Origin of the sequence: uncultured Thiocystis sp. (genome assembly GCF_903866365.1) — a bacterium.
Taxonomy (GTDB): Bacteria; Pseudomonadota; Gammaproteobacteria; order Chromatiales; family Chromatiaceae; genus Chromatium.
In genome coordinates, this window is record NZ_CAIPNF010000297.1 from 14,399 (window position 1) to 31,403 (window position 17,005).

14 protein-coding genes are annotated in these 17,005 nt (G+C 62.8%); 3 read left to right on the top strand and 11 right to left on the bottom strand.

Features of this window, described 5'->3' with window-relative positions; all coding sequences use genetic code 11:
• Nucleotides 1-18: 18 nt before the first annotated feature.
• From QZY07_RS17020 to ndk, 9 genes are all read right to left on the bottom strand, one after another.
• Complete coding sequence (locus tag QZY07_RS17020; RefSeq protein ID WP_295405317.1) at nucleotides 19-543, bottom strand: hypothetical protein; 525 nt, start codon at nucleotides 541-543, stop codon at nucleotides 19-21.
• A gap of 38 nt (nucleotides 544-581) precedes the next feature.
• Entirely contained in the window at nucleotides 582-1,979 is a 1,398-nt protein-coding gene (der, locus tag QZY07_RS17025; protein ID WP_295405319.1) for a ribosome biogenesis GTPase Der, read from the bottom strand.
• Between the two features lie 111 nt (nucleotides 1,980-2,090).
• Nucleotides 2,091-3,359, bottom strand: coding sequence for an outer membrane protein assembly factor BamB (bamB, locus tag QZY07_RS17030; protein ID WP_295405321.1), 1,269 nt, complete (start codon nucleotides 3,357-3,359; stop codon nucleotides 2,091-2,093).
• 99 nt (nucleotides 3,360-3,458) lie between these two features.
• Nucleotides 3,459-4,082, bottom strand: coding sequence for a tetratricopeptide repeat protein (locus QZY07_RS17035; RefSeq protein WP_295405323.1), 624 nt, complete (start codon nucleotides 4,080-4,082; stop codon nucleotides 3,459-3,461).
• A 72-nt stretch (nucleotides 4,083-4,154) separates the two neighbouring features.
• Nucleotides 4,155-5,408: a histidine--tRNA ligase gene (gene hisS / locus QZY07_RS17040; protein ID WP_295405325.1), complete on the bottom strand. Its 1,254-nt coding sequence runs from the start codon at nucleotides 5,406-5,408 to the stop codon at nucleotides 4,155-4,157.
• A gap of 6 nt (nucleotides 5,409-5,414) precedes the next feature.
• On the bottom strand, nucleotides 5,415-6,455 hold the full coding sequence (locus QZY07_RS17045) for a RodZ domain-containing protein (protein ID WP_363184400.1): 1,041 nt from the start codon (nucleotides 6,453-6,455) through the stop codon (nucleotides 5,415-5,417).
• Nucleotides 6,456-6,463: 8 nt separating this feature from the next.
• Nucleotides 6,464-7,216, bottom strand: a complete 753-nt coding sequence (pilW, locus tag QZY07_RS17050; protein WP_295405327.1) for a type IV pilus biogenesis/stability protein PilW — start codon at nucleotides 7,214-7,216, stop codon at nucleotides 6,464-6,466.
• 23 nt (nucleotides 7,217-7,239) lie between these two features.
• Nucleotides 7,240-8,337 carry a 23S rRNA (adenine(2503)-C(2))-methyltransferase RlmN gene (gene rlmN / locus QZY07_RS17055; RefSeq protein ID WP_295405329.1) on the bottom strand — a complete coding sequence of 366 codons (1,098 nt, stop codon included), beginning with the start codon at nucleotides 8,335-8,337 and terminating at the stop codon, nucleotides 7,240-7,242.
• A gap of 13 nt (nucleotides 8,338-8,350) precedes the next feature.
• Nucleotides 8,351-8,779 (bottom strand): nucleoside-diphosphate kinase, encoded by a 429-nt coding sequence (gene ndk / locus QZY07_RS17060; RefSeq protein ID WP_014779083.1) that lies wholly within the window; start codon nucleotides 8,777-8,779, stop codon nucleotides 8,351-8,353.
• A 462-nt stretch (nucleotides 8,780-9,241) separates the two neighbouring features.
• Between ndk and QZY07_RS17065 the strand changes: the two genes are divergently transcribed.
• Both QZY07_RS17065 and QZY07_RS17070 read left to right on the top strand, forming a co-directional pair.
• On the top strand, nucleotides 9,242-11,503 hold the full coding sequence (locus tag QZY07_RS17065; RefSeq protein WP_295405332.1) for an alkaline phosphatase PhoX: 2,262 nt from the start codon (nucleotides 9,242-9,244) through the stop codon (nucleotides 11,501-11,503).
• Nucleotides 11,504-11,595: 92 nt separating this feature from the next.
• The gene (locus tag QZY07_RS17070) at nucleotides 11,596-14,703 is read left to right on the top strand and encodes a hypothetical protein (protein WP_295405334.1); all 3,108 of its coding nucleotides are present in this window, start codon (nucleotides 11,596-11,598) and stop codon (nucleotides 14,701-14,703) included.
• A gap of 96 nt (nucleotides 14,704-14,799) precedes the next feature.
• Here QZY07_RS17070 and QZY07_RS17075 read toward each other — a convergent pair whose 3' ends face one another.
• Nucleotides 14,800-15,234 (bottom strand): hypothetical protein, encoded by a 435-nt coding sequence (locus tag QZY07_RS17075; RefSeq protein WP_295405336.1) that lies wholly within the window; start codon nucleotides 15,232-15,234, stop codon nucleotides 14,800-14,802.
• Nucleotides 15,235-15,392: 158 nt separating this feature from the next.
• Nucleotides 15,393-16,187: a lytic transglycosylase domain-containing protein gene (locus QZY07_RS17080; protein WP_295405338.1), complete on the bottom strand. Its 795-nt coding sequence runs from the start codon at nucleotides 16,185-16,187 to the stop codon at nucleotides 15,393-15,395.
• A 121-nt stretch (nucleotides 16,188-16,308) separates the two neighbouring features.
• Here QZY07_RS17080 and nth point away from each other — a divergent pair, with 121 nt between their 5' ends.
• Nucleotides 16,309-16,944: an endonuclease III gene (gene nth, locus QZY07_RS17085; protein WP_295405340.1), complete on the top strand. Its 636-nt coding sequence runs from the start codon at nucleotides 16,309-16,311 to the stop codon at nucleotides 16,942-16,944.
• The last annotated feature ends 61 nt before the right edge of the window (nucleotides 16,945-17,005 follow it).

The following is a 17,005-nucleotide window of genomic DNA, read 5'->3' on the forward strand; positions in this document are numbered from 1 at the left end:
CAACGAGGGAACCTCAGTTTAATGCAGGGTCGCCGGCGGTTCGCCTGCCGCGTCTTTTCCTGGAAGCAGATCGGCAAACCGTCCGCGCACGTCGGTGAAGTGCTGGAAGCTGGGCGGGGCAAAGGTCCGCCGCTTTTTGGAAACGCCTTTAGGCTTGAGGTTGCACTGCGCCACCCAGAGTCCGTGGCGCGTTTCCAGCGTAAAGGAGACGCTGTCCACCGCGTAGGGCGAGGCACCGATCGAGCCATAGCGCTCCAGGATCGTCTCGAACTGACGCGCCTTGTCCGGCGGCAGGGTCCAGGCTTCCATCAGGACGAAGACGAAGTCCGCCTCATGGAGTTCGGCGATTTGTCGGATCGCCGCGACGGATAGATTCTTCTCCGCCTCGCTACCGGTCTGCAACACCACCGGCGTGGTCCGGCCAGCGGTCAGATTGCCGACGAAGGCAATAGGCGTCAATGACTCGCCCTGTTCGAGCAGGCCGCGGGCTACCTCGATGAGCGGGTCGATGATGTCGCGATAGGCCGAGGGCATGGCGCTCATGCGGAATCCTCCTTCTGTTCAAATCGCTGGCGTCGGATTCACCGCTTGCGGGTGGTGAATTCCTTGAGCCGCTGCCGCTGCTTGACCTGGCGCGGGGTGAGCTGATTGCGCCGGCCCTGAAAGGGATTGTTTCCGGTCTTGAACTCCAGTCGCAGCGGGGTACCGAGCAGCTTGAGTTCCTTGCGGAAACGATTGATCAGATAACGCCGGTAGGTCTCGGGGACCGCTTCGGTCTGATTGCCGTGGATGACGATGATCGGCGGGTTGCGTCCGCCCTGATGGGCGTAGCGCAGTTTGATCCGGCGCCCATGCACGATCGGCGGCTGATGCTCCTGCACCGCCGCTTCCAGCAGGCGCGTCAGCACTGGCGTGCCGAGATCGCGGGTCGCGTTGGCGTAGGCATGCTCCACTTCGTCGAGCAGCAGACCGACGCCGCTGCCGTGCAGCGCCGAGATCAGATGCAGTTTGGCGAAGTCCAGAAAGGCGAGCTTGCGTTGAAACTGACTCTTGACCTGCTCGCGCTGTTCGGCGTCCAGTCCGTCCCATTTGTTGATGGCGACCACCAGCGCCCGGCCGCTTTCGATGATGTGCCCGGCGAGCGTGGCGTCCTGCTCGCCGATGCCCTGATGGGCATCGATCACGAGAATGATGACGTTCGCCGCCGCGATTGCCTGGAGCGTCTTGATGACGCTGAATTTCTCGATCGCTTCATGGACCCGCGCCCGGCGGCGCAGTCCGGCGGTGTCGATCAGGGTGTAATGGCGACCCAGCCGTTCAAAGGGGATAAAGATACTGTCGCGGGTGGTGCCGGGAAGGTCGAAGGTGACCAGACGCTCCTCGCCGAGCAAGCGGTTGATGAGGGTCGATTTGCCGGCATTCGGACGCCCGACGACCGCGACCCGAATGCCTTCCTGGGTGTCTTCGCCATCGATCGAGCCCTCCGCCTCGGGCAATTGCTCGAAGACCCGGTCGATGAGTTCGCGGACGCCATTGCCCTGGGTGGACGACACGGGCCAGGGGTCGCCAAGACCGAGCCGATGAAAATCGGCGGTGGCGAAGGTGGGGTCAGTGGAGTCGCTTTTGTTGACGACCAGCGTGATGGGCTTGCCCAACCGGCGCAGACGCTGGCTGATCTCGATGTCCTCGGGGGAACAGCCGTCACGCGCGTCCACCATGAACAGCAGATGATCGGCCTCCTCGATGGCGCGCAGCACCTGACGCTCCATCAGCGCCTCGACGCCTTCTGGCGCGGTGCCGATGCCGCCGGTGTCGACGATCACATAGGGCTTCGGCCCGATCTGACCGACCCCATACTGCCGATCGCGGGTCAGTCCCGGAAAGTCCGCGACCAGGGCGTCGCGAGTGCGGGTCAGCCGATTGAACAGGGTCGACTTGCCCACGTTGGGACGGCCGATCAGGGTGATGACGGGAAGCATGGGCGTTGGGCTCGGTGGCGAATGGCGGAGAAAGATGAAGGAATCGCGGCGGGTCTTCCGATCGGTGCGGGCGATCTCCGGAACGCCGCCTCCGCACGGAGCGATTGCGGCTCATGGCGTCTCGGCGGAGGGCGCAACCGGTTGGTCGACGGTCACGGCGGTTTGGGTGGCGTCGGCGTCGCGACTCTTGGACGCGGACGCCGCCCCGACGGTCAAGGCGGCGAGCGTGCCGTCTTTCGCATAGACATAGAGACGGCCGCCGGACACCAGCGGACGCGCCGTGATTCCGCCCTTTTTGCTGATCCGGGTCCGGCCAACCAGACGCCCGTCGGATTGTTTGAGCAGATGCAGATAGCCTTCCAGATCGCCGACCGCGAGCAGATTGCCGATCAGTGCCGGGGCGGTGAGTTGACGATAGAGCAGGTTTTCCTGTTTCCAGCGCCCCGCGCCGGAGTCCAGATCGGCCGCCCAGAGGCGATCCTGCGAATCCGTGACGAACAGTCCAGTTCCTTCGGCGGCAAGCCCGGCGTGAGCCGACAGTTCGCGGCGCCAGAGGACTTCGCCGGTCGTGGCGTCGACGGCGGCCAGGTCGCCATTATAGGAACCGACGTAAATGGTGTTACCCATCAGGAGCGGATCGGCGTCGATGTCGGCGATGCGTGCGAGTTCCGAGCGCCCGCTCGGGCGCGACACGATGACCTCCCACAACGGGGCGCCATCCCGCAGGTCAAGTTTGACCAGTTTGCCGCCGGACAGACCGACAATGATCCCGCCCGGCGCCATGGTGGGCGTGCTGCTGCCGCGCAGGGTCAGGACCGGCGCGGGATAGGCGATCCGCCACAACTCCTTGCCGGTGGCGGCATCGAGGCCATACAGGGTGTCGTCCAGCGTGTGAACGATGAGCTTGCCGTCGCCGGTGAAGCGCGGCACCGACAGGACTTCGCTGCCGAGACGGGCACGCCATTGCTCGCGACCGTCCTGCGTGGACAGGACGACCAATTCGCCCTGGCTGGTGCCGAGCGCCAGGCGGTCGCCTTCGACATCCGGGCCGCCGCTGAACGTCAGGCCAGTCTCGCGTTGCCACAGAACCCGGCCAGTCTCTGCCGCGAGGGCAACAACCCGACCGCGCGCATCGGCGACATACAGATGGTTCGCCGCGAGCGCGGGCACGAGATAGAGGCGCCGGCCTTCGCTGCCCCGCGTGGGTCGCGCCGACCAGAGCGTGTTGATCGCGACCTCCTGGACAAAGCTGGTGAGTTTGGTTGGTGGCGTCGGATCCTTATCCTTGCCAAACCAGGGGATGGATCCGCATCCCGCCAGCAACGCGGCCAAGAGGAGCACCCCCAGACGCGTGAGCGCCGATCTGCATTGGAATCCCATGTACGCGTATCCGTGACGGAAGTTCGTGAATCATGAACGATGAATCGTGATGACTGGATGGTTGCTTGCGCGATCCACTCGGTCTGTCCGCGCGCCCGACTAACCGGCTGGCAGGTTATCGAGCTTGAGTCGAATCAGTTGCGACTGACCGCTACCTGTCTCGATCGCCTGTTCGTAAGCCGTGCGAGCGGCCGCGGCATCGCCCCGCGCGGCGGCCAGATCGCCCCGGACAGCGGCAAATTCTCCAGCGAAGGCAGGGCTGTTGTCGTGGGCGGCAAGGGTCGCGTCAGTCTCGTCCAACAGACCCTCGGCAACTTGGATGCGCGCCAGCCGCAAGGCCGCGATACGGGCGATGGCCGGATCCGGCGCCTTGGCGATCGCCTCGCGCAGCGCGCTCATGGCGGCGGCGACATCGCCCGCTTGATAGAACGCCTTGGCCGCGACCAGTTCGCTTAAGCCCGCATAGGGCGTGGAGCCGAATTCGTCTTTCAGCAGGTCTGCCTGTTTGACGACCGCCTCGGGTTGACTCATGGCGGCGTTGGACAGCAGCTGCTCGAAGGCGGAAGACGCCTGACCGGCGACACGCTGCTGATGATCGATCCAGAAACGCCAGGCATAGATGGATCCGAGGCCGATCGCGGCGCCGGCGATCACGGACAAACCGTTTTCCTTCCACCACTTTTTGATGGCTTCGACCTTTTCCTCGTCGGTTTCGTAACTCACTGCGTTCTCCGTCAGAAAGAATGTGCGTCGGATGGGTAGAGACCTGTCCTTGCTGCGACTCCCATCGCCAACCTAGCCTAAAAACGCCGCCAGCTCATCGAACCCCAGTTCGCGTTGCTCGCCTTCCTCGCGCAAGGGTTTGATGCCGAAAACGTCGCGTTCCAGTTCCACCTCGCCGAGCACCAGCGCGTAACGCGCGCCACTCCTGTCGGCCTTTTTGAACTGACTCTTGAAACTGCCCCCGCCGCAATGGGTCATCAACCGCAGCGCGGGAACGGCATCCCGCAGTCGCTCGGCCAGCATCGGGGCGGCCTGCTGCGCCCGCTCGCCGACCGCGACCAGATAGGCGTCGACCGGCGGCTCGGCGGCATGTCCGGCGAGTTCCAGAAGCTCAACCAGACGCTCCAGCCCCATCGCGAAGCCGACCGCCGGCGTGGACCGACCGCCAAGCTGTTCGACCAGACCGTCGTAGCGGCCGCCCGCGCAGACGGTGCCCTGAGCGCCCAGATCGTCGGTGATCCACTCGAAGACGGTGCGATTGTAATAATCCAGTCCGCGCACCAGCCGCGGGTTCACCAGATAATCGACGCCGGCCTCGTCGAGCCCGTGGCGGATCCGCTCGAAATGGCCGCGGGTCACCTCGCCCAGATGATCCATCAGCGAGGGCGCGGCGGCGACGATCTTCTGGGTCCGAGGGTGTTTGGAGTCGAGGACGCGCAGCGGATTGGTGTGCAGACGCTTGCAACTGTCCGCGTCGAGCTGGTCGGCATGGGCGCCGAGATAGGCGACCAGTTGCTCGCGATAGGCCAGACGCTCGTCTGGATCGCCCAGGGAATTGAGCTCCAGCCGAAAACCCTGGAGACCGAGGGCACGCCACAGTCGCGCCGTGAGCAGGATCATTTCCAGGTCGATGTCGGGGCCGTCCAGACCGAATGCCTCGACCCCGATCTGATGGAACTGCCGATAGCGCCCGCGCTGCGGACGCTCGTAGCGGAACATGGGGCCGCGGTACCAGAGCCGCTGGGGCTGGACCAACAGGCCGTGCTCGATGGCCGCGCGCACGCAGCTTGCCGTCCCTTCCGGGCGCAGACTCAGACTATCGCCATTGCGATCCTCGAAGCTGTACATCTCCTTTTCGACGATATCGGTCACTTCGCCGATGGATCGCTTGAAGAGGTCCGTCACCTCGACCAGCGGGGTACGGATCTCCGCATAGCCGTAACCGGAGAGCACCTGGCGCGCGGTGTCCTCGATCCGATGCCAGATCGCGATGCGTTCGGGCAGGATGTCGTGCATCCCCCGGATGGCTTGGATGTGCTTAGTCATACGTGGTTATTGCGGGTTCTGTGGATCCAGCGTAAAGCGCGCCACGTTGCCACGCGAACGGCCAATGAGATCGAAAGCTTCGCCCCCAAGCGTCATCCGGGTTGCCGAGGCGTTGCCGATGACGAACTTATAGGGCGGCCGGCCCTCCAGGACGCGGCGGTCGCCCGCGCGCATTTCGCCGTTGAGCACGACATTGCCGTCGCTGCCCATGACGCTGACCCAGGAGGCGCCGGAGAATTCGAGCACGACCTCAGCGGACAAGGCGGTTGCCGGTTCCGCTTCCTCGTCGCTGTCCGCGGACAACGGCTCGGTCGCCTCTGGCGTGGGCGGGTTTGACACGCGCCCCGATTCCGCCAATGCGGGCACGGGAAACGGAGTTGGTTCTGGCTCATTTTGAGCGATGGCAGGCGTCGCGGCCAACGCGTCCGACGAGAATTTTTCAACGGGTGCGGTCATCGGCCGCTCGGGCAGAACAGGCTCGGCTTGTTCTTCCAGCGGATTGATGTCGGCGGCTGGAGCTGGCTCGTCCAGGCCGGTTTCGTCTTCGCGCGCCGCGGTTTGGGAAGCACCGAACAGCGAGGGCCAAAAAGCCGAGCCGGACTCGGCCCCTTGCCCGGCGCGGTTCTGCCACCACAGGATCGACAGGCCGATGACCGCGCCGACCATGACCAGGCCGATCAGGCGCGTCGGCAGGTTTCCTGAGCGGCCCGCGCGGCGTGGTTGGCGCACGGGCACAACCGATGTCACCCGCTCATCGGCATGCGCGGTCGCGGCGTGGTAAGCGTTGACGATCAAGGTTGGGTCGAGCCCGATCAAACGAGCGTAATTTCGAAGATATCCAGCGACATAGACAGGTGCCGGGAGCGCCTCGTAACGATCCTGCTCAAGCGCCTCCACAACATCGTTACGCAGATGAAGTTGTGTGGCAATGCGCTCGATTTCGATCCCGCGCGACTGACGCTGTACCCGCAGCCGCCGACCAGGACTCTCGGCAAGCTCGACAACGTTGTGATCGTCCGATTCGCTAGCGGTCATTTGATTCATCATACGGATCCCTACAACTCTCGGGTTTTGGGCGCTTGTGGGAAATTGGTTTTCAGTACCTGATCGTAGTAGTCCGCACGCTTGCGGTTGCCAAGCTTGCGCTCAACCTGCGCCCCGATGAGGAGTGCGCGATAGGAGGTTGCGGGTGTGCGAACCGTACTCGGCTCGAAATACCGATCCAGATAGCCCTTCGCGGCCTGCGCGTCGCCGGCTTTGTACTTGAACTCGGCCAGCCTGGACAGCGCGGGACCGAAATTCGGATTCGCGGCGATGGCCGCGCGATAATACTCCTCGGCCTTGCGGGCATTGCCCGCGCTGGCGGCACAGTTACCGGCGTTGGTCATGGCGATCCAGGGGGTCGTGTAGAGCGGGTTCGCCAGCGCTTTTTTAAATTGTTCATCGGCCTCCGCGTACCGCTTCTGACGGCACTCGTAGGAACCGTAGGCATAGCGGACATCCGAATTGTTGGGCGAGAGTTTCAATGCCTTTTCATAGTGCTGCCGGGCGCGCTCGGCCTGACCGATTTCCTCGTAGAGAAACGCCACCCAGACGTGGGCGCGGGGATATTTCGCGTCGGCCTCGATGGCCTGCTGGGCGCGCCGAAAAGCGACCTCGGTCTGGCCGCGGTTGTAGTATTCCTCGGCCATGCGGACGTAAAGCTCGGCGGGGCTGTCCTCGGGATCCAGCCCGAGCGACTCGTCGTTTTGCTGGATGGTTTTCTTACCGCCGCAGCCGGCCAGCAGGAGGCAGAGCCCGACGATCATGACAGATTGAAGCCGGTGACGGTTCATCCGGTCGCCACCCTGGGGCCGGCTTCGACCACCACCCGACCGAGCCGGCGCGTGCGGTCGTCGACCCGACCGACCAACTGCCCGCAGGCGGCGGCGATCTCGTCGCCGCGGGTCTTGCGCGTCATCGCAAAGAGCCCAGCGCGCGTGAGCCGCACGCGGAACTCCTCGATGCGCTCGGGGGGCGAGGTGCCGAAGTCGCTCCCGGCGAAGGGATTGAAGGGAATCAGATTGAGCTTGGACGGTATGCCTTCGAGCAAACGAATCAGTTGCTTGGCATGAGCCAGACTGTCATTGACGCCATCGAGCATGACGTACTCCCAGGTGATTTTGCGGCGCTTGTCCTGACCAATATAGGCTTTGCACGCGGGTAGCAATTCAGCCAGCGGGTATTTGCGGTTGATCGGCACCAGTTGATCGCGCAGGGCATCGTTCGGCGCATGCAGCGAGACGGCCAGCGAGACCTCGCTGACCTCGCGCAGCCGATAGATATTCGGCACGATGCCGGAGGTGCTCAGGGTGACCCGCTGCTTGGCCAGCATATAGGCCAGGTCATCCTGCATGATCTCCATGGCCTTGACCACGGACTCGAAGTTGGCGAGCGGCTCGCCCATGCCCATCATCACCACGTTGGTCGGCGGCCTGTCAAGCTGTCGGGCGGCATGCCAGACCTGCCCGATGATCTCGCTCACCGCCAGGTTGCGATTGAAGCCTTGCCGGGCCGTGGCGCAGAAGGCGCACTCCAGCGCGCAGCCGACCTGGGAGGAGACGCAGATGGTGCTGCGCCGTCCCTCGGGGATAAACACGGTCTCCACGCGCTGCCCGTCATGCAGCTCCATGATCCACTTGATGGTGCCGTCTTCGGAGGGATGGGCCTCGACGATACGCGGCAGACGGATCTCCACCGTCTCGCGCAGCATTTCGCGCAGCGCGCGGGAGAGGTCGGTCATGGCGTCGAACTCGACGACGCCATGCTTATGGATCCACTTGAACAGATTGCGTCCATGAAACGCCTTGACGCCCAGCCTAACGACCAGCGCCTCGCAGTCGGCAAGGTTCAGATCGAGCAGGTTGAGCTTGGTTCCGGCGGCGGTCATGGACGGGCGCCTGTCAGCGGGTCCGCGGGCAGACGCCTTCCGGGAAGAAGAAGGCAATTTCGACCTCCGCCGTCTCCGGGGCATCCGAGCCATGCGCGGCGTTTTCGGTGAAAGAATCGGCGAAGTCCGCGCGGATGGTGCCGGGCGCGGCATTCGCCGGATTGGTGGCGCCCATGATGTCGCGATTCTTGGCGACCGCGTCCTCCCCTTCCAGCACCTGGACCATGACGGGACCGGAGGTCATGAAACCGACCAGTTCCTCGAAGAACGGCTTGCCCTGGTGGATGGCGTAAAAGGCGGACGCCTGTTCGCGGCTCAGGTGCAGCATGCGCGCGGCGACGATCTTCAGGCCGGCGGCCTCGAACCGGCTCAGGATAGCGCCGATGGCGTCCTTGGCGACGGCATTGGGTTTGATAATGGACAGGGTGCGCTCTGTGGCCATGCGGGCTCCGGATCGGGCGTGAAGGATGCGTCGGAAATCGACAAGGGCGAGTGACGAGCGATCCCGCCCGCTTGGGCTTGCCGGGCAGGGGCGTCGTCGTTCGGATCGAATCAATCGACAAGTTTAGCGTTAGCGACTGAACCGGGCAATGCCAGTCATCCGTTTGCGTTCGGCGCATGGTTGAACCGAGCCATGGAGCATCGTCCTCCGGTACGCGCACCCGCTGGTCGCTTAGTGACCACGCGAAGCGCGACTCGGGTTCGACGGACTGTCGGCCTCGGAGGAGGCTCGGGCCAAAATCCCAGCCGGACATCGACGGTCATCTTGCCGTCATAGAATCTTCACGAATCCCTGATCCGTTTTTTTGGAGCTTTCCTTAACATTGACAATTCATTGACCCGTTTCTTGGACTTCTCCGACACGCGCCATTCATTTTCCAACCTGAATTCAGGAATGCCATTCATGACCAAGTCTCTCAGCAAGACACTGTGCAGTCTGCCAGCCTTCATGCTGGCACTGGGCTGCACTCAGACCAGTGCGGATATCAGCTTGACGGAGATCCCTGGCGTATCCAGCCTGGGCAACGCCACCACGGCCAGCTTCGGCATGCTGGTTCGCCCCACTTCTGGCACTGTCACGCCTTTCGCGACGTCGGACAACCTGGACATCACCGCAAGCATCGAGCCCGCCGCGGGCGATGTCGGCAGCAGCGCCGAGCTCTATCTGGTTGCCTACCAGAATGGCGTCTGGCTGAACCGCGACAGCAATGGCGCCTGGGGGATCTGGAATGGAGCCATGGAGTCACTGGTTCCTGCCAGCGCGCCTGTGACACTGGCCGCCCAGCAGCCGATCGGCATCATCGAAAATCTCCAGGATCCTGGGTTTTTCCAGGGTTTTGTCGGCTACAAAAAAGTGGGCGGCAATGAAGTCGTTTACAACGGAACCCCGCTGACATTCGAGATCAGCGACCTCGTCTTCTCCGAACTATCAGTGCCTGTCAGCGTGGAAGAAAAGCGCGAGATCCGCGACACCGACAGCGTCTTCGTGAAGGGAGAAGAGAAAGCGATCGGCTACAAGGATATCGTGCGCACCAATGAAGCCCTGGCCAAGCTGGGCGGCTCCGCCGCCGAAACCGAAATCTTCGGCCTGCTGAAGGACAAGGACGGCGTCGCCTTGCTGCAGGAAGACGCCAGCCCCTGGGTCTGCACCAATGGTTCGGGGCCGGATCACACGTCGCTCCTGACGTTCGGGAGCGATCTGTTCGCCGTCACGCAGCTCGAATGCAGCCTGGGTGGCGCGTACATCACCAAGCTGGAGCAGGACGGCAGCGGCAACCTGACCGCGGTTTCCACGCGCTCGGTGGATTTCTCGAACGTCTTCGGCACCTATGTTAACTGCGCCGGCATCACCACGCCCTGGAACACCCACCTGGGTTCCGAGGAATACGAACCGCCCATGGCGATCTTCAACCCCGAGGCCGAGGGCGGCGCCTGGTTTGACGATCCGACTTGGCACGACGACCATCTGAAGTCCATCGCCGCTTACAACAAGCTCGACAATACCGCCGAAAACGCGGCCTATTTCGGTTACTACTTCGGTTGGACACCCGAGGTTCGGATCACCTCCGCCAACGGCGATCATAGCGTCAGCAAGCACTTCTCCATGGGACGGTTCGCGCATGAACTTGCCTATGTCATGCCCGATAACCGGACGGTCTATCTGTCCGACGACGGCAGCAACGTCGGGCTCTTTCTGTTCATCGCGGATCAAGCAGAAGACCTGAGCGCCGGCACGCTCTATGCCGCGCGCTGGCTCCAGACCTCAGGGGCTGGCGCGGGCGCCGCCAACATCGAGTGGATCAACCTGGGCCATGCGATCAATGACGAGATCCGCGCCGCTCTCGATAACAAGACCACCTTCGGCGACATGTTCGAGCGTGCCGAGCCCCTCGACGCCACCGCCGGCACCTGCCCCGATGGCTTCAAAAGCACCAATACCTATGACGAAGGTCTGCTCTGTACCCGCCTGAAAGCCGGCATGGACAAGATTGCATCCCGCCTGGAGACCCGTCTCTACGCCGCGCATCAGGGCGCGACCACCGAGTTCCGCAAGGAAGAGGGGCTCACCTACAATCCGGATGACAATGTGCTCTATGTCGCCATTAGCGAAGTGGCAAAGGGCATGGAGGACGGCTCGTCCAGCGATCTTGGCGGGCCAAATCATATCCGTCTGGAAAAAGCGAACAAGTGCGGCGCAGTCTATGAAATGGACCTCAAAGGGTCGACCGCAGATACTGGCGGCCAGCCGATCGACAGCAACTATGTCGCTCAAAACACATCCGCCGTCGTAGTGGGAGCGCCGAAGGACTACAACGGTACGGATCTGTCCGCCAACACCTGCGATGTTAACGGGATCGCATCGCCCGACAACCTCACCTATCTGCCGAAATATAAATCGCTGATCATCGGCGAGGATACCAGCGGTCATCAGAACGATTATGTCTGGAACTACGATCTCAACACCAAGCGCCTGACCCGGATCGCCACCACGCCCTTCGGCGCGGAGACGACATCGCCTTTCTGGCACGCCAACATCAACGGCTTTGGCTATTTGACTCTCGTGACCCAGCACCCCTACGGCGAGTCGGATGAGGACCAGGCTCAGAGCCCGGATGACAAGGAGTCCCATGTTGGTTATATCGGTCCCTTCCCGCCTCTCGATTAATTGCCTCTCGCGATAACCGAAGAGCCTGCGGCCGCATTTGGCCGCAGGCTCTTTTGCGATGTTGTGTTTAACGATCAAGGGGGGATCTGAGAATGAAGTTTTCACGTCGGCGAGCAGCCCGGGCGAAAGCGGGCATTCTGACGACCGGTTTCGTCCTGCTTATCTCACAGGGCAGCCAGGGGTTTCTCGGTTCTCCCGTCCATGGGGATAGCGGGGCTGCCGGAGACGCCGCGGTTCCGCCGGCGAGCGGAGCGACGTTCAGTGTGCGCGATACCTTCATCCAAAATCCCTATGCGTATATCGCCCCTCAGTGCTACAGCCTCACCAGCAACGTCGAGGGCGCTGTCGTCAACCCCTGCTATGTCTGTCATCAGGTCGGCAAAGCGCCGAATTATCTCGACGATAGCGATTTCCAATTAACGTACGAGATGACCGAGGGGGCGTTGGCCAACCCCTGGTCGAACCTGTTCGAGGATCGTTCGGCGCGGATTGCCGCTCTCGCCGACGACGCGATTCTCGATTATGTCCGCACGGACAACTATTTCACGCCAGATGGCGATCCGATCCTCGCCAACCGCTTGCGCGCGCTTCCGGCCGACTGGGATCTCGAGCGCGACGGACGCTGGGACGGCTATCTTCCCGATGTCGATTTCCAATTCGACGATCAGGGTTTCGACCGCGACCCGGAGGGCGGCTATACAGGCTGGCGCGCCTTTGCCTACTACCCGACTCCAGGCACCTATTGGCCGACCAACGGCGGCGCCAGCGAGGTTCTGATCCGCCTTCCGGATGCCTTTCGACGCAACGCGCAAGGCGATTTCGACCCGACCCTCTATGCGCTCAACCTGGCGATCGTCGAGGCGCTCGTCAAGCGTCGCGATGTCGTCATCGACGCGGTGGACGAATCGCTCTATCAGACCGATCTCGACCGGGACGGCGAACTCGGCTCGGCCACGGTCGTTCGCTATGACTGGGCTCCGCTGGAGCAGCGATTCATGTCTTTTCTCGGACAGGCCGGACAACTGCAGCGCGATGGCAAGGTGCATCTTGCCGCCGGCCTGTTTCCGGAAGGCACCGAATTCCTGCAAGGGTTGCGCTATCTCGACCTCGACGCAACGGGTGCCGTGCGGCCAGCGGCCAGGCTGAAGGAATTGCGCTATGCGCGGAAGAAATCCTGGTACAACTATTCGGAGCTCAAGGGCATCGTCGACCGCGAGAATGCCGAGCGGCGCGAGTACGAAAACAACACCATCAAGCAGGTTCCAGGAGATTACGAGCGAGGTCTGTTCGCGCAGGGCTGGGCCTACCAAGGGTTCATCGAGGACCGCGCGGGCGAACTGCGACCCCAGACCCAGGAGGAGACCCTCAGCTGCATGGGCTGTCACAGCGGCCTCGGCGCTACCACGGACACGACGTTCGCCTTCGTCAGAAAGCTCGATGCCGACGCCCATCGGCACGGCTGGTATCACTGGACGCAGAAAGACGCGGCCGGCCTGAACGAGCCCAAGGTCGAGATCGCGGGAGCGGGAGTCCAGTTCGAGTACTCCTACTATCTGATGTATACCCGCTCCGGGAACGAATTCCTCGACAACCCCGAGCTGCGGGAGCGGTTTTTCAATCAGGACGGGTCGCCAAACGCGGCCTCCTTCGCGCGGCTCCACGACGATATCGCGCAGGCGCTGAATCCCTCGCCCGCGCGGGCGCTGGCGCTCGACAAGGCCTATCGAACGATCGTCGAGGATCAGGATTTCGTGGAAGGACGCGATGCCAACCTTGAGCCTTTTCAATGGGTCTTGCCGGTGGTGCCCAAGGATCTGCCGACCGGAATCCCGCGGGCGGCCAGCGTCGCCGCATTCCAAGGTTGTTTCGACTCTGGCGGAGCCTGCGAACCGGACCGCGCGGCGGTGCGCGACGACTGGACCACGCGCGTCACCGGAGTCGGCATGGCGGGACCGGATGGCGCCCGCTATCAGGTGGACTGGCGGGGCATCATCCATTTTAGCAGCTATGCCCTCGGCATCGAAGGCGTGGGGTTTACCTTTCCCCCGCGCCTGACGCTGCCGACCCGCACCATTGTCCCCTTGAAGGATATCCCGGTCTGTTATGACTGCCATCGGATCGCGGGGCCCAGCGTCGATGCCGAGAACCGGGCAACGCTGACGGTCGATCCCGCGGATAGGATCGGCGAGTCGGTCGGCGAAGGGAAACTTCAGCAGCTGACCTCGGACGGAGCGCGCGATCTTGGCGCGAAATGGAGTCCTGACGGGCGCCTCATTGCCTTCGTTTCCGACCGTAGCGGGACCGAGCAGGTCTGGTTGATGGACGCCGCGGGCGGCTCGGCGCGGCAGCTCACGCCGGGGCCGTCGAAGCATGCCTGGCCAGAGTGGAGCCCGGACGGCAGGCGTCTGGCGTATTGGAGCTTCGATCCGGCGACCTCCCTGCACGGCATCGAGACCATCGATGTCGATGGCCGCAACGCGCACCAGATCGTGACCTGGAGCGGGCATCTGGATCGCCCGACCTGGCGCCCCGACGGACAGTTCATTGCCCTGGCCGCCGAGGTGGATGGCAATTGGGATCTCTGGCTGGTGCGTCCCGATGGCAGCGAGCGACGCCGTCTTACCCAAGATCCGGCGATGGAGACCAATCCGCTCTGGAGTCCGGACGGCTCGACGCTGGCATACAAGGTCGCGCCTTCGGGCGACTACAATCTCACGATCGAGAACTTCATGACTTTCGAGCAAGGTCTCGACCATCCCACCGTGCATGTCTGGAATGGACCGCAGGCCGTGCAAATGAATGCTTGGAGCCCGGATGGCTCGCAGGTCGCCTATACCGCCGAAGTAATCAACGACGCCTCCGGCGAGGATCGCGTCACCTATGTCAACATCGTCTCGGACCTGGCCCTGAAGGATGGCGAGGCAATCGCCGAGCCCTCCGTCATCGTCTCGCAAGGTCAGACGTTGGGCGACCGCGGCGCGGTCTTCTCGCCGACTGGCGGCGAGCAGGTGGCGTTCTGGGCCTGGGACAAGAACTATCGCACCACCCTCTGGCTTTATGATCAGGCCACGCAAGCGGTGCGTCAGCTCACGACCCTGGGATCCGATCTTTATCCGCAGTGGAGCCCGGATGGCAAACGTCTGGTCTTCGAGTCCGGGCGGGGCGGAAATAGCGATCTGTGGATGCTGTCGCTCGATTGAATCGAGGTGGATCTCGCGATCCGCACTGGGCATCGCGCCTCAACTGGATGAGGCGCCTGCTCGGACGTTCGGAATACCCAACATCACCGATGCAGATTACAGCTCGACCACATCCGCGACGATCTTGTAGAAATATTCAAGCCAGCGATCGCCATCGGGAAAGTCCATCGAAATCGGTCGCTGACCGTCGGTCTCCCGGATGCAGGTGAACACGGGCGAGCCATCCATGCGGAGGGTTGCCTCGAAGCTCAGAAAGCCATGCGGCATGGCTAATTTCAGGCCATACGGCGCCTGCTCCGGCCCTGACATCGACATCAGCAGCCCTGACACCCGATCATCGCGACGATCATAGTCATCGGGCCAGATCTGACGCAGAATGGAGATGCGGACGTATTCGTTTTCGACATCCTTGAAGGCGCGAATGAGCGGCGCCGCCAGTTGAGCGCATGACGTATAGGTGTGCCGCTCCTTCAATTCGGAGTCCTGAGCGCTCAGGACGCTTTCCTGCGCAAGCTCCCTTAACTTTTGCAACGTTGGATTCATTTCAGTATACCGTGGCCTTGGTTCGCCATCCCCAGCCGGCCCGAGTCGATCATCGCGGGCCGCCCTCATGATAGCGGATCGGGGCCGCATCCGGGTGCCCGGTCGTCACCGCCAGACGCGCTCTCTCAGACCTCCCGCAACCTATGTCAACGAATAGCGCTCGTCTCCAACTCGAACATGGGTTTGCTTTTCGGACCCACTTCATGCAACGACGGATCCAGATAGCGGACACTGAGTGTCGGCTTGACGTTCAGCGACAGCAGGGAGGGATCCAGATATTTTTTGAGCAAACGCCTTGCCTTCCCGGTATTGCGCACGCCGCGCAACGTGCGGACCTGCTTGAGTGCCGTTTGCGTGGGCGCGGCGCCGCCGTGACGACGATAGTTGTTGATCACCGCCTCGGTATAGTTGAGCGTCTCCAGATAGGTCACCTGACTGTTGGTGCGGTCGACCACGCCCTCGCCGGCGTTGTAGGCCATGATCACCCGACCGTAATCGTTATTGTATTTTTTCAGGAGCCGTTTGAGATGTCGCGTCCCCGCGTGAAGGTTAGTCTGAGGATCGAAGAGCGCATCCGCCGAGGAGACGCCATAATCTGCCGCGGTGGCGGGCATTAACTGCATCAGGCCGACCGCGCCGGCACTGGACACGGCATGGGCATTGTAGTTGGATTCGGCGGCGACGACGGCGCGCACCAGCGCTTCCTCGACGCCGTACCGGCTCGCCACCGCCGGGATCAGGTCTGCGACCTGGGCACGGCTTGGGCGTGTTCGGTTGGGCGGATTGGGCAAGGCCGGTCGAGTTGGCGCGGCGCTGATGGGAACGGCGTCGGTGGCCTCGGCGATATTCGCGGGTGGAGACTGATCTTTTGGCGCGCTCCAGGCGACGGCGGGAGCAAGCAGCAAAAGCAGCAACAGGACACTCGAAAAAGAGTTGATCATCCGTTCGACGAACCTCTGTGCTGAGCAGGAATCGGGTGGGATGGCTCGCTACATGACCGATGTCGCCGGTCACGGATTGTTCGAGCCGCATCACACGACAGAGTGAGACACCATTCAAGCAATGAATAAAGAAAAACGCCAACGAATCTTCGCGCGTCTGCGCGACGCCAACCCCTCGCCCACCACCGAACTGCTGTATGACACCCCCTTTGAGTTACTGATCGCGGTCATCCTCTCGGCCCAGGCGACCGACAAAAGCGTCAACAAGGCCACCGCCAGTCTCTTTCCGCTCGCCCGGACGCCGGCGGAGACCCTGGCGCTCGGCGAGGAGGGGCTCAAGTCGCACATCCGCACCATCGGGCTTTTCAACAGCAAGGCCCGGAATATCGTCAAGACCTGTGCCATCCTGATCGCCGAACATGGCGGCGCGGTGCCGCGCGAGCGCAAGGCCCTCGAAGCCCTGCCTGGCGTCGGGCGCAAGACCGCGAATGTGATCTTGAATACCGCGTTCGGCGAACCGACCATTGCCGTGGATACGCATATCTTTCGGGTGGCCAATCGGACCCGGCTCGCCGAGGGCACGACGCCGCTGGCGGTCGAACAGCAATTGCTGCGGCATGTCCCCAAGCCCTTCCTGAAGGATGCTCACCATTGGCTGCTCCTGCACGGCCGCTATTTCTGTGTCGCCCGCACGCCGCGCTGTCCGCACTGCGGCATCGCCGATCTGTGCGAGTTCCCGGACAAAACGCCGGATTGAGGCTAGAGCTGCTTGGCGACCCGATCCGACGATGCCGGATCCTGACCGAGGTCAATCCACC

What these genes read in the sequence shown, in the direction of transcription:
- QZY07_RS17020 (WP_295405317.1), bottom strand. Translation starts at nt 543, where the DNA reads ATGAGCGCCATGCCCTCGGCCTATCGCGACATCATCGACCCGCTCATC.
- der (WP_295405319.1), bottom strand. Translation starts at nt 1,979, where the DNA reads ATGCTTCCCGTCATCACCCTGATCGGCCGTCCCAACGTGGGCAAGTCG.
- bamB (WP_295405321.1), bottom strand. Translation starts at nt 3,359, where the DNA reads ATGGGATTCCAATGCAGATCGGCGCTCACGCGTCTGGGGGTGCTCCTC.
- hisS (WP_295405325.1), bottom strand. Translation starts at nt 5,408, where the DNA reads ATGACTAAGCACATCCAAGCCATCCGGGGGATGCACGACATCCTGCCC.
- QZY07_RS17045 (WP_363184400.1), bottom strand. Translation starts at nt 6,455, where the DNA reads ATGATGAATCAAATGACCGCTAGCGAATCGGACGATCACAACGTTGTC.
- pilW (WP_295405327.1), bottom strand. Translation starts at nt 7,216, where the DNA reads ATGATCGTCGGGCTCTGCCTCCTGCTGGCCGGCTGCGGCGGTAAGAAA.
- rlmN (WP_295405329.1), bottom strand. Translation starts at nt 8,337, where the DNA reads ATGACCGCCGCCGGAACCAAGCTCAACCTGCTCGATCTGAACCTTGCC.
- ndk (WP_014779083.1), bottom strand. Translation starts at nt 8,779, where the DNA reads ATGGCCACAGAGCGCACCCTGTCCATTATCAAACCCAATGCCGTCGCC.
- QZY07_RS17065 (WP_295405332.1), top strand. Translation starts at nt 9,242, where the DNA reads ATGACCAAGTCTCTCAGCAAGACACTGTGCAGTCTGCCAGCCTTCATG.
- QZY07_RS17070 (WP_295405334.1), top strand. Translation starts at nt 11,596, where the DNA reads ATGAAGTTTTCACGTCGGCGAGCAGCCCGGGCGAAAGCGGGCATTCTG.
- QZY07_RS17080 (WP_295405338.1), bottom strand. Translation starts at nt 16,187, where the DNA reads ATGATCAACTCTTTTTCGAGTGTCCTGTTGCTGCTTTTGCTGCTTGCT.
- nth (WP_295405340.1), top strand. Translation starts at nt 16,309, where the DNA reads ATGAATAAAGAAAAACGCCAACGAATCTTCGCGCGTCTGCGCGACGCC.